Consider the following 12425-nt stretch of genomic DNA (forward strand, 5'->3'; position numbering starts at 1 on the left):
CCCCAATGGCGGGATCTGAAAAAACTGTCGCCGCGGATCGGCTTTGCGTCTATGGAGGTCAGCATGACGCAAAACACCACTTTCGAGATTTTCCTGACCGCAGCGCCGGGGCTGGAACAGGCGCTGCTGGCTGAGGCCAAGGAGCTGGGTTTTGCCGCGCCCAAGGCCGTGCCGGGCGGGGTCACGGTGCAGGGCAACTGGAGTGAGGTCTGGCGCGCCAACCTGTCGGTGCGCGGCGCCGCACGGGTGCTGGCAAGGATCGGCGAATTCCGCGCCTTCCACCTCGCGCAGCTTGACAAACGGGCGCGCAAGTTTCCCTGGAGCGAGGTTCTGCGTCCGGATGTGCCGGTGAAGGTGGAGGTCGCCACCAACAAGAAATCCAAGATCTACCACGCCGGCGCCGCGGCCCAGCGGGTGGAAAAGGCCATTGCCGAGACCCTCGGCGCCCCTGTCACCAAAGACGCCGAACTGACCGTGAAACTGCGGATCGAGGATAATCTCTGCGTCTTCAGCGTCGACACCTCGGGCGAGGGGCTGCACAAGCGCGGCCACAAGTCCGCCGTCGGCAAGGCGCCGATGCGGGAAAACCTCGCCGCGCTGTTTCTGCGCGAATGCGGCTTTGACGGCAGCGAGCCGGTGGTGGACCCGATGTGCGGCTCCGGCACCTTTGTGATCGAGGCGGCCGAGATCACCAAGGGCCTGCTGCCCGGCCGCAGCCGCAGCTTTGCCTTTGAACAGCTTGCAACATTTGATGCGGACGCCTGGGCAGAGATGAAGCAGCCAGGCGAGACGAGCGAGACCGATTTGCTGTTCCACGGCTCCGACCGCAACGCGGGCGCCATTGAGATGTCCACTGCCAATGCAGACCGGGCGGGCGTTGCGGATTGCACCCGATTTGCACAGGCGGCAGTGAGCGACCTGCAGCGCCCTGAAGGCCCGCCGGGCCTGGTTATCGTCAACCCGCCCTATGGCGCCCGGATCGGCAACAAGAAGCTGCTCTTTGCGCTTTACGGCGCCTTGGGCCAGGTGCTGAAGGAGCGCTTCTCCGGCTGGCGGGTGGGCATCGTCACCTCGGAAACCAGCCTGGCCAAGGCAACCAATCTGCCGTTCCTACCGTTTGGCGCGCCGGTAGCACACGGCGGGCTGAAAATCCGCCTGTTCAAAACCGATCCGCTGCCCTGAGGCGGCCGCCGCCGCGGCTTAATTTGTGACGTTTGGTCCCTGTTTCCGGCCTGCACCCGGCCCGGCTATCCTGCTAGGCGGGGTAATAGGGGAGAACCATGCAGCAGGCCGAAGATTTCCGCGCAGAGAGCCGCGCCCTGGCGGCCATCCTTGAGGACCTGCCAGAGGCGGAGTTCCACCGTGAAACCCAGTTCAAGTGCTGGACCATCGAACATGTGCTGGGCCATCTGCACCTGTTCAACACCGCGGCAGAGGCCTCGCTGCGGGGCGAGGACGCTTTCGCGGCCTTCATTGCGCCGGTGCTGCAGGATATGCAGGCAGGCCGCTCCATCCTCGAATGCCAGTTTCCATGGCTGGATGGCCTCAGCGGCCGTGCGCTGTTTTCGGCATGGTGGGAGGGGGCTGAGCGCTGTGCCGATGCTTTTGCCGTGGCAGCTCCCAAGACGCGGCTGAAATGGATCGGGCCGGACATGAGTGCGCTCAGTTCCGTCACAGCCCGGCAGATGGAGACCTGGGCGCATGGGCAGGAGGTGTTCGACCTCCTGGGCCTGGAGCGGCAGGAGCAGGACCGCATCCGCAACATCGCGCATCTGGGGGTGGCGACCTATGGCTGGAGTTTCCGCAACCGCGGGCTGGACGTGCCGGAGCCTGCGCCCTTTGTGCAGCTGACCGGGCCGTCGGGGGCGGTTTGGGAATGGAATGCTCCGCAGGATGAGGATTGTGTCAAAGGCTCTGCGGTGGAGTTTGCACAGGTTGTCACCCAGGTGCGCAGCTTTGCTGACACCGGGTTGCAGGTCTCAGGCACCGCCGCCGAAAGCTGGATGCAAATCGCCCAGTGCTTTGCCGGCCCGCCAGAGCATCCGCCGCGGAAGGGAACGCGATACAGGGCCGGCCCTGCAAAGCCTTAGGCCGGGTGGGGCAGCGACCCCGCAGGCAGGGGGCTTCCGCCTAACACAGCCGGTGGGCCAGCAGGCGCGGGAGTGCGCCGCTGAGGCCCCCGATCACGTTGTGCTGGAGCAACGGGAGAATTGGGCCTGGCCTAGCCCGCGGTCCAGGCCTTGGTCAGCCCTTCCAGCGTCATGCGCTGCGGGTCTGCCACTGTAACTGGCAGCCCCTGGGCTTCCAGCGCGGTGGTATAGATTGCCTGGAGCGGCGCGTCAGCAAGCAGAGCCGCGTTCTGACCCAGCCAATAGGGCCGGGAGGCAGCCAGTTCCGGCCCAAGCAGCAGCCCCCAGAGTCTGCCGCATGCATCTTCTGCCGGCAGATGCCCCAGCCTGGCTTCTGCCTGGAGCGCTGCCAGCCGTGCCGCCAGAAGTTCGGGCTTGGCGATTCCATCTGCCGCCGCTGCGGTGAGAGCTGCCTTGCCGCAACTGGTATCGGCGTTCAGTGCCATTGGCTGCATCACCGCTGCCGCAATCTGGCCGGTCAGCGCGCTTTGGAAGCTGACGGCCTCCCTGGCACTGACTTGAACCCAATGGGTGACAGTGCTGCCGGGCAGGCAGACCACCCCGTCCCAATCCGGGTTCAGCTTCAAAAATCCGCGCAGCCGGGCTGCAGCCCCTTGTATCAGACCGCACGGCGCGGGCTGGCTCAGTCCCGGCATGGCATGGACGGTCAGCTCTTCCAGTTCCACTGCTGCCAAGCGCATTCCGGCAGGCTCCGCCGGTACGTTCTGCGGCGGCACCAGCCCGCTGCCGCCGAGAACCAAGGGTTGCGCATCGCTGGACCGGACCCGCCGCAATCCGGCGGCCAGCGCAGCAGGGCTGGCGTCCTGCAGCCTCTGGACCTGCGCCGGACCTGCGGTTCCACCGGTGACAGTCCAAGCGGTCAGTGTCGTTCCGTCCATATTGGCGGCCAGCCAGCTGGCGCCGCTGCCGGTAGGCTGCGTCATACCCTTATGTCCTCTTATACTTCTGCGCGGTGCGTTATGGCCATGAATCCGGGATCCGGCAAGTGTGCCGCCTTGCCGGGGCGGGCTGCAGAAATGCAAAGACCCGCAGGGTGCTAGTGCCTCCAAATGTTCGCGGCCCCGCGAAAGTCCGCTCTTGCGGCTGCGAACAGTCAGCCGCAGTTTTTCCATTTTCTGGGAGTTGCCGGCTGCACGGCCAAATTTTTAGGATAGAAAATCCACCACTTTAAACCTCGAGGTGCAAAGTTTTCTAATTGCCAGGCTTTCCGGTGCAGATTCTAGAAACAAGCTTACAAGAGCCGACGCCTTGATTCCGGGATGAGGTTGCACCTTCGGGAAACAATTGGTGAATTTCCCTGCTATCGTTTCCCTGTTTTCAGAGGAAGCGCGTGTTTCCGGTGCATTTTTTGGGGAAGTGTAAATTTTACACACAATTTTCTAAATATGTCTTAATTAGGGCGGAGTGCAGGATTGCACCGCCGCCGGGTATTTGATGCGGCCGAATGAAATGGGCGCGGGCGCGTGGGGGCGCGCCCCGTTTCGAACCTGAAAATCAATAACGGCATTCCGCGGCCATGGGCCTGCGGACTGTCAGTGTGAATTGTGAACGTCCGCCGTTTCAGGCGGCTGTCCGGCCGTGGGGACTGGCTGGAGTGAGGGGATGTGGAATGAGAGACGCGGCTTCCGGAGGGGCGGCGCTGTCCTTTGCGCGGGTTGAGGTTGAGGCGAGGCGGGCGTCCAAGGCTGTTGCTTTCCTTCGTCCGCTGCAGATGCAACCGGCCAATTTGAACTCTGCTTTGAACAGGTTTACGCCGGCGGGGCAGGCCGACTGGAGCGCGGACGGGTGCACAAGCAGCGGTGCCTATCCAACAACCGGCAAACGGGTCCTTGATCTGCTGCTGGTGCTCGCGAGCCTGCCGGTCATCCTTCCGCTTGTTGCCATGTGTGCAGCGGCGCTGTGGTTTGAGGGCGGGCAGCCGTTTTACACGCAGGCCCGGCTGGGCCGCGGCGGGCGACCGTTCCGCATCTTGAAGCTGCGCACCATGGTGCGCAATGCGGACCAGTTGCYGCAGCACTACTTGGTTACGGATCCGGCACTGCGCCGCGAGTGGAATGAGACCCAGAAGTTAAAGAATGATCCGCGGATCACCCGCGTCGGCCGTTTCCTGCGCGCCACCTCATTGGATGAGCTGCCGCAGCTGTGGAACGTTGCAAAGGGTGACATGAGCCTGGTCGGGCCGCGTCCGATGATGCCGGAACAGCTGCCGCTCTATGGTGATGCGCGTGCCTATTTTGCCCTGCGGCCAGGGATCACCGGCGTCTGGCAGGTGTCCGTCCGCAACGAAGGCAGTTTTGCAACCCGTGCCCGGGCGGATGCGGATTACCGGCGCGGGCTGTCGCTGGGCGGGGACCTGTCGCTGATTTGGCGAACTGCCGGCGTGGTGCTGAAGGGGACGGGATATTAACGCTTTTCTGGTATGCTCTGCCTGCGCCCCGCGCGTCGGCATCAGACTGTTCGGCCATTGCAGGGAGCACGGTTGTGAAGCATTTTGCTGTATCTGGGTCCGTCACCGCCAGCCCGGTGCGCGGCACCCGGATTTTGGAGAAGGATGACGAAGACGGCATGAGCGAACAAGGGTTCAAACGGTTCCGCCGACGCCGTGCCCCGGCGGAGGTTAAGCCCGCGGCTTCTGATGAGCCGCGGCAACGCCCCTTGGACGCGCCTGCTTCATCCGGTTCCGCTCAACTGCCTGCCACTCTGCCGGAACCCTGGGATCGGATCCAGCAGGTTCCATTCCAGGACGCAGCGGAGCCAAGGCTGCGGCTGCCCCTGGTTAGCCGGTTCCGCTCTACGCCTGCTGCCAAATCCTTCGATCTGCTCCGCACGCGGCTTTCACACACTCTCAGGGCACGCGGCTGGAAGCGGGTGGCGGTGACCGCCCCGGTTTCGGGCTGCGGCAGCACTTTCTCAGCGGTCAACCTCGCGCTCAGCCTGGCCCGGGTTCCCGGCAGCCGCACCGTGCTGATGGATCTGAACTTCCGCCAGCCGGGAATTGCACGGGCCATGGGGATCCAGGCTACTGCTGATATGGGGGCCTACCTGTCCGGTGCAGTTCAAATGGAAGACCAGCTGCTGCGCCCGCTGCCATCGCTGGCAGTCGGGCTGAACAGCGCGACAGATCAGGATGCCGCCGAGATCCTGCATAGCCAAAGCTGCGGCGCAGCCGTGGATGACTTGATGCTGCGCAGCGGCGCTGACACCGCGCTGTTCGACCTGCCTCCGGTGCTGGAGCATGACGACACCGCCGCCTTTCTGCCTCAGGTGGACGGGGTGCTGCTGATCTCTGATGGCACCAGCACCACTGCGGCGCAATTGGCCGCCTGCGAGAAGATGCTTGCCGGCCATACTGAGCTCTTGGGCGTGGTTCTGAACCGCGCGCGCAAGTCTGAAAGCCCGCTGAACTGACCGCTGAAACGCCTTAGTTTCGCCCGGTTGCTATGGTGTAAAACCGGGGGCGGCGGCCGTGGGTGCGGCTTGATCGAATTGGAACAGCCGGGAACCCGGCGGCATGAGAGCAGACTGATGGGGCCGATCTACACACTGGGCGATTTTCTCGACATGGTGCAGCGCAGGCTGTTCACCATCGCTTGCGTGTTTGTCTTGGGATGTCTGGTGTCACTGTGGTTTGCCGCCAGCCAGCAGCATGAATATGAAACGGCGGAAGTGCTTCAGATTACCCAGCCGCAGATTGCCGGCGAACTTGCCAAATCCACGGTCGAAGGCTCATCGGCGCGGCGCATGCAGCTGATCGAGCAGCGGCTGATGGCCCGTGGGACATTACTGGAGATTATCGGGAAATTCGGCTTGTATGCGGACCAGGACTCCCTGACCGAATTGCAGAAAGTGGTGCAGTTGCGGACAGCGGTGCAGATCACTGGCATTGCCGCAGCCCGCGAGGGTTTTGCCGATGACGGCACCATTTCTGTGCTGACCATCACCGCCCGGATGCCCACAGCGGAGCAGGCGCAGCAGGTTGCCAGCGAGTTCGGCCGCCGCACGATTGAACTCAGCATGTCGACCCGCATCGACCAGGCCCGGGAAACTCTTAGCTTCTTTGTTCAAAAGGAAGCCGCCCTGGCAGATCAGGTCGCGGTCCTGGAGGATGAGATTGCCGCCTACCGCAACGCAAATGACGTGACCCTGCCCGGAACCATCGAATTCCGCAGGGCTGAGATTGCCGCGATGAACGAGGGCCTTCTGGAAATTGCCCGCGAGCGGATCGAGATCCGCCGCGCTGCCGACCGCGCTCAGTCGACAGAACGTGCCGCCACTGCCCGCCGCCTGCAGGAAGAAGCCGAACAGCAGCTGGCGACACTGGACGCGCAAGAGGCGCTGCTGACCCAGCGCAAGGCCGGGCTGGAGGCATCCTTGCAGACCACTCCGGAAGTCGAGCGTCAGCTCGGAGCATATGACCGTCGGCTGGAGCAATTGCAGGGCGAACTGGCACAGATGACTGCCCGCCGCAACGAGGCTGAGGTCGGATTCCGGCTTGAGACCAGCCACCAGGCAGAGCGCCTTACGGTGATCGAACCCGCGCCGCTGCCGGACTACCCGGTGACCGGCGCCCGCAAAACCAAGGCACTGATGGGCGCAGCAGCCAGTGCCCTTCTGGCCTTGCTGGCGGCCTTCCTGCAGGAGCTGCGCCACCCGGTGCTGCGCACCGCCGCGCAGATGGAGCGTGAAACCGGCCTAGTGCCCGTGGTTTCCATCCCGGTGATGGACACCCGCCCGCCGCGCCGCGGGCTGTTCCGGCGCAAGTCCTAGACGATATTGGGTTTCTGCCCTTGCGGCAGGTTACCAATGGGCGCCGCTTCTGCCCAAAGCTGTGCCTCGTCTTCTGGCTTTAATCCAGCCTGGTTTGCAGGCGGCGACTAAAGCGTTCCCAGAGCCGCTGCCATTTCAGTGATTTCCGCCCAGTGCCAGCTCAGTGCCGCGCCGCCTGCAGCGCTGCTCAGCAGCGCATAACCGGCGTCATGCACCGGGTCCCAGACATGATGCCTGCGCGCCAGCCGCACCAGCACCGGATAGGCCGACAGCATTGCCAGTCCCAGTGCGACGATCCCGCCTGCCAAGCCGAACCAGGCCACGCCGCCCAAAAACAGACCCGTCTGAAGGCAGGCCCGCGCGGCCGAAAACACAAACAAGCCGCGGCTGTCGCCCGCTGCCAGCGCCGCCTGATCATAAGTCATGGTGATCACCGCAGGTGCCAGGGCCAGGGCGATCAGCACAATCATCGGCCCGGCTTGCAGGTAGCGGTCATCATAGAGAAACTGGACCAGCCACGGCCCGGCCCAGGCCATCAGCAGCAACAGCCCGAGAATTCCTCCCGTCAGCCCGCAGCGCAGCTGCCGCTGCCGCCGCAGGTTCTCAGGTGCCTCCCGCGCAGGCTTGTCACGGTAAACCGGAATCATCAGCCGCTGGTTCACCGCATGGCCCAGGAGCATCGGAAAACTCGCCAGAAAATAGCCGATGTTGTAGATCCCCAGCACCTCCAGAGGCACGAACTTGCCCAAGATCGCCCGGTCCCCTTGCGAGGTCAGGAACCAGAAGGCGGTGGATAGAAAGATCCACTTTCCGAAGTGGATTAGCTCCCGCGCTGCCGCCTTCTCCCAGCGGAAGCGGTTGGCCGCCCCCGGCAGGCCGTAGTGGCACAGCGCCAGCTTGGCTGCGGCCTGAATGACCCCGCCCAGCACCAGCGCGATCACCGATTGCGTGGCCAGAGCCAACAGAACCATCGCCGCCAGCCCGATGGTCTGGCCCGCCAGATCCAGCGCCGTGACCCGTCCCGCCAGCAGGTGCCGGTGCGCGGTCTCGATCCTTGTCGGGTTGAAGCCTGCGATGGCCAGTCCGGCTCCTGCGATGGGCAGGTAGATCAGCAGTTCCGGCGCACCGTAGAATACGGCTGCAGGCCACGCCAGGATTGCGGTCAGCGACCACAACCCGAACCCGCGGACCACCTGAATGGTCCAGGCGGTGTCCAGGAACGCCGGATCGTCGCCCCGCTTGTTCTGGGCAATCGACGGTCCGATGCCCACGTCCGAGAACAGCGACAACCCCACCGTCACCACCGTGACCAGCGCCATCAGGCCAAAGGCCTCAGGAAACAGGATACGCGTCAGGATCAGGTTCGAGGCCAGCCGCAAGGCCTGGCTGCCCCCGTATCCAATCATCAGCCAGGAGGCTGATCGCAGCACCCGCGCCATCATCCCCTGGCCGGCAAAAAGCGAAGCAACCCGCTGCATTCCGGCGCAAATCCCCAATACTCCTGCGGTGCAGGCTAGGCGGGCGGGGCAGGGGCGTCAATCTTGCGGCGGCAACGGCGGCTGTGAGAAGTGTAAGCGGCTGAAATGGGGCGACAATCCTGCTGCCTGTGCCGCATTCTCCACGTCCGCGCGACAAGCGTCACAGGGTGCTGGGCAAGCTGCCAAACCGCCGCTAACCTGCCGCGGATACATGCATTTGCCGGGAAGCCGCCGCGTTGAAGATCGCATATGTCCTGAACACCTATCCGCAACCCTCGCACAGCTTTATCCGCCGCGAGCTGCAGGCGCTGGAACAGCAGGGCGTGGAGATCCTGCGCCTGGCGATGCGCCCCTCTGATGCGGCGCTGGCCGATCCGGGTGACCAGGCAGAGGCCGCGCGCACCGAGTATGTGCTGCAGGCTGGCCCGGGCCGCCTTCTGGCGGCGCTGGTGCAGGTGGCGTTGGCGGCGCCGCACCGTTTCACAAAGGCGCTGGCATTGGCTCTGAAACTGGCGCACGCCTCTGACAAGGGCGCGCTGCGGCATCTGATCTACCTTGGCGAAGCGGCCCATGTGAAACAGCGCTGCCAGGCAGAATGCGTGCAGCACATGCACGCCCACTTCGGCACCAATTCCGCGGCGGTGGCGATGCTGGCGCATGTGCTGGGCGGCCCCGCCTACAGTTTCACAGTGCACGGGCCGGAAGAGTTCGATGCCCCCAACGCGCTGTCGCTTGGCGAGAAGATCCGCCGTGCCGCCTTCACAGTGGGTGTCAGCAGTTTCGGAAAGAGCCAGCTGAGCCGCTGGGCGCCGTTCGCCAAGTGGAACAGCCTGAAAGTTGTGCACTGCGGTATCGAACCAGAGCGCTTTGCCGGCCCGGTGCAGCTTCCTGGCGGCGCGCTGCGGCTTGCCGCCATCGGGCGGTTCGTCGAGCAGAAGGGCCAGATGGTGCTGGTCCGGGCCATGGCACAGCTGGTTGAGCACGTCCCGGATTTGCACTTGGCTCTGATCGGCGACGGGGAAATGCGCCCGGACCTTGAAACGGCAATTGCCGAGCTTGGGCTGCAGCGGAATATCACCCTGACCGGCTGGCTGGCAGAAGACGGCGTGCGGCAGGAGCTGGACCGCGCCCACGCGCTGGTGATGCCCTCTTTCGCAGAGGGGCTGCCGATGGTGGTGATGGAAGCAATGGCCGCTGCCCGGCCGGTCATCGCCACCTATGTTGCGGGCACGCCGGAACTGGTGCAGCCGGGCAAGACTGGCTGGCTGGTTCCTGCAGGCGATGAAACGGCGCTGGCGGAGGCCATTCTGGCGCTGTCGCAATCACCGCTGGAGAGGCTTTCCGAAATGGGCCAGGCCGGCCGCATCAGGGTGCTTGAGCGGCATGACAGCGCCAAGGAAGCCGCCCGCCTGGCAGGGCATTTCCGCGATTCCATCCGGAAGTAGCAGCGGTACCCTCCCGCCCGTCGCCGGCGCATCTGCAGATGCACCGCTCCCGTTGGGCGTGGCCGCCAAAGGTGTGCAGGCGAAGCCAGAGCATCCTGCGGATACGGGAGTGCCGCGAACAGCGGCAGGTCGTCAGCGGCCGCGGGTCCAGCGGCTGCGGGAGGCAAACAGCGGCGTTTTCACCGCCAGCGCAACCGCGGCATAGAACAGAAACCCGGCCGGATCGCGCAGCAGCAGGCGCAAAATCCTGACGGGACCAACCTGCTGTGTGTCGTCGTTCAGCATCAAATGCGGGTAGGTTTCTGCCACTTCCGCCACTCCGGCATTCTGCCGCCGCCGCACCTTCACCAGATTGCGGAACCCCTCCACCATCGGCCAGCTATAGGTGGCCGCCACCCGCATGCGCTCCTGCGGAGCAAAGTTCAGCCGGGCAAAGATGTCGTCGGCAATGATGTCCGGCCAGCCGCCCCAGCGCTGGCGCCCGGCCCGGTTCATGGCAAAGATGCCGAATCCCGGCACGCCGCTCGAGAAGAACGGCAGCCGCATCCAGAACCGTGCATAGGCGCGGGTAACCGGGCTGCGGGCCGGGGAAACCAGCGGGCGGCCGCTGGCATAGCCCGGTGCGCCGCTATCCAAGACCGCTGCGATCTGCGGGATCAGATCCGGTGAAACCTGCACGTCGGCATCCAGATAGACCAGGATTTCCCCGCGCGCGGCGGCATCACCGGCATTCAGCGCGCCCAGCTTACCGCCCTCCGGCAGCACCAGCACCTTCAGCTCCCAGTCTGTCGGAGCGGCAGCCCTGCGGGCCAGCGCCGCGGTCGTATCGCTGCAGCCGTTGGCCAGCACCAGCACCTCTGCCGTCATGCCCGCGGGCAACGGGTCCGAGGCAAAGACTGCCTGCAGGCAGCTTTCGATGTAGTCTGCCTCGTTATGAGCAGGGATCAGAACGGAGATACGCGGGGTCATTTGACAGATTCCAGCGCGTCCCAGCGCGGATTCTGGTCGCTAAGGGTGCGCAAGGCCCCCCAGCTGCCCCATTTTCCGGGCGCGCCTACGTCGGCATAGGCGGTGAACAGGCTGCCGCCAAGTGCCTGCCAGCCTGCCAGCAGGCCGCGGTACAGGCCTCCCATTTCATCCGTGTAGTTGAAATGGGTGAAGAAGCCGGTCAGCTCCGCATCTTCAACCATCGGGCCAATACCCACTACATGGCTGCCGCCCTCGTACATGATCAGATCCAGACCGTGTTTTTGCGCGGCCTCAGCGTGATAAGGCAGCACCCGGCCAAGCAGATCCGCCAGCGTGTCGGCAGGATTGCCGGAGATCAGACCGTCGCGCAGCTCTGCCCCGGCCCGGGCGCTGGCGGCGTCATATTGATGCTGCTGTGCAAATGCAGCAGCTGCTGTGCCCGTCAGCCCGCGTTCCGCGGCCCGCACCAGTGCCTGCTCGCGGCTGTCATCAATCCAGTCGCGGACCTGCCCGGCGCGTTCCTCCAGCCCCAGAATGCCGCCGAAATAGCCGGTTACCGCATAGGCATCGAAGTAGGTGGCAGGCACCTGGCGGTCTGCGCACTCTGCCTTCCACAGGGGGGCCGTCAACACCTGCTCTTCCAGCCCCAGCCAGCCGGTTTGAGACGAGATTACCCGTACCAGCCGTGTGCTGTCTTGGCCGAACACGCTGGTCCATATCTGCGCCACTTCCGCAGCACGGCCGCCGTAGAACTGCATCCACAATCCATCGCCGCCCCAGCGCGCCCGGGCCTGGGCATCGGCCCAGGCGGCCTGCTGAAACTGCCAGTTCCAGACCTCGTTGGAATATTCCACATAGGCGCGCAGGCCCTTGTTCAGTCCGCGCTCTGCCAGCTGCGCAAAGCGCCGCATATAGGTGTCATCTGCCATATGGGGCATGTTGAACCAGGGATCGGCATCCAGCGTGTTGGCCAGTGCCAGCATCACTTCCGCCGGGACCCCTTTCAGCGCCCAGGTGTAATCCGACGTCAGCGGCCGCTCTTCCCACCCTGTCTGCTCAGATCCATTGGTGGCCATCCAATCCATGAACCGCAACGCGGCAAAACCATCCAGCCGCTTCAGCCACAGCGGATTGAACAGCGCACCGCCGTCAAAGGCAGCCAGATGCTCCTCCTTCACCACCGTGATGTTGCGCACATAGCCGCCGCTGCGGCCCATCCGCTGGATGCGGATCTCTACCGGGCCTGGGCCGGGGGTAAAGCCGAAACGCACCTCTCCTTTGCCATAGCGGACGTTCTCTGCCCTGCCCAGAACCTCGACGATGCCATCACCCTCGAAGCGCAGCACATAGCGGCCCGCCAGCGACACCGCCTGCTCGGGCAGATCAGTCAGGATCACCGTGCCGATCGAGCTGAGCTCCGGTGGGATCGCTGTGGGCCAGCCTGCCGGGTCCAGATAGCCTGCGGCCATCAGGCTGGCATGATCAACACCGCCCCATTGTCCAGGCAGATGGCCGATCCAGGGGCGGGCGGTTTTAAAATGATCAAGGAACGGTGCTTGGGTGCTCCAGTCGGCAATGCCCGCAAGGTTGATGGCAATGGGCTGGCGGGCTGCGGC

At 64.5% G+C, this 12425-nt stretch carries 9 protein-coding genes and 1 pseudogene; 6 read left to right on the top strand and 4 right to left on the bottom strand.

Annotated features, from left to right (window positions below; all coding sequences use genetic code 11):
* Positions 1-63: 63 nt before the first annotated feature.
* Together A9D60_RS14690 and A9D60_RS14695 are read left to right on the top strand one after the other, a co-directional pair.
* Positions 64-1182, top strand: coding sequence for a THUMP domain-containing class I SAM-dependent RNA methyltransferase (locus A9D60_RS14690; protein WP_065268292.1), 1119 nt, complete (start codon positions 64-66; stop codon positions 1180-1182).
* Between the two features lie 98 nt (positions 1183-1280).
* Entirely contained in the window at positions 1281-2090 is an 810-nt protein-coding gene (locus A9D60_RS14695; RefSeq protein WP_065268283.1) for a TIGR03084 family metal-binding protein, read from the top strand.
* Positions 2091-2221: 131 nt separating this feature from the next.
* Here the strand turns inward: A9D60_RS14695 and A9D60_RS14700 are convergent, their stop codons facing one another.
* Positions 2222-3073: a 2-dehydro-3-deoxygalactonokinase gene (locus A9D60_RS14700; protein ID WP_065268284.1), complete on the bottom strand. Its 852-nt coding sequence runs from the start codon at positions 3071-3073 to the stop codon at positions 2222-2224.
* A 788-nt stretch (positions 3074-3861) separates the two neighbouring features.
* Between A9D60_RS14700 and A9D60_RS14705 the strand changes: the two genes are divergently transcribed.
* The 3 genes from A9D60_RS14705 to A9D60_RS14715 all read left to right on the top strand — a co-directional run bounded on the left by A9D60_RS14705 (position 3862) and on the right by A9D60_RS14715 (position 6917).
* Positions 3862-4557, top strand: coding sequence for a sugar transferase (locus tag A9D60_RS14705; RefSeq protein WP_141117932.1), 696 nt, complete (start codon positions 3862-3864; stop codon positions 4555-4557).
* A gap of 74 nt (positions 4558-4631) precedes the next feature.
* On the top strand, positions 4632-5558 hold the full coding sequence (locus A9D60_RS14710; RefSeq protein WP_141117931.1) for a CpsD/CapB family tyrosine-protein kinase: 927 nt from the start codon (positions 4632-4634) through the stop codon (positions 5556-5558).
* 117 nt (positions 5559-5675) lie between these two features.
* Positions 5676-6917: a DUF874 domain-containing protein gene (locus A9D60_RS14715; RefSeq protein ID WP_065268286.1), complete on the top strand. Its 1242-nt coding sequence runs from the start codon at positions 5676-5678 to the stop codon at positions 6915-6917.
* Between the two features lie 107 nt (positions 6918-7024).
* Here A9D60_RS14715 and A9D60_RS14720 read toward each other — a convergent pair whose 3' ends face one another.
* Positions 7025-8395, bottom strand: a complete 1371-nt coding sequence (locus A9D60_RS14720; RefSeq protein ID WP_065268287.1) for an oligosaccharide flippase family protein — start codon at positions 8393-8395, stop codon at positions 7025-7027.
* 236 nt (positions 8396-8631) lie between these two features.
* Here A9D60_RS14720 and A9D60_RS14725 point away from each other — a divergent pair, with 236 nt between their 5' ends.
* Positions 8632-9840 (top strand): glycosyltransferase, encoded by a 1209-nt coding sequence (locus A9D60_RS14725; protein WP_065268288.1) that lies wholly within the window; start codon positions 8632-8634, stop codon positions 9838-9840.
* Between the two features lie 132 nt (positions 9841-9972).
* Here A9D60_RS14725 and A9D60_RS14730 read toward each other — a convergent pair whose 3' ends face one another.
* On the bottom strand, positions 9973-10809 hold the full coding sequence (locus A9D60_RS14730) for a glycosyltransferase family 2 protein (protein WP_065268289.1): 837 nt from the start codon (positions 10807-10809) through the stop codon (positions 9973-9975).
* Positions 10806-12425: pseudogene (locus A9D60_RS14735) on the bottom strand (hypothetical protein); the annotation flags it as partial. The gene A9D60_RS14730 and the pseudogene A9D60_RS14735, both read right to left, overlap by 4 nt.

This window comes from Leisingera sp. JC1, from assembly GCF_001679925.1.
Lineage (GTDB): Bacteria > Pseudomonadota > Alphaproteobacteria > Rhodobacterales > Rhodobacteraceae > Leisingera.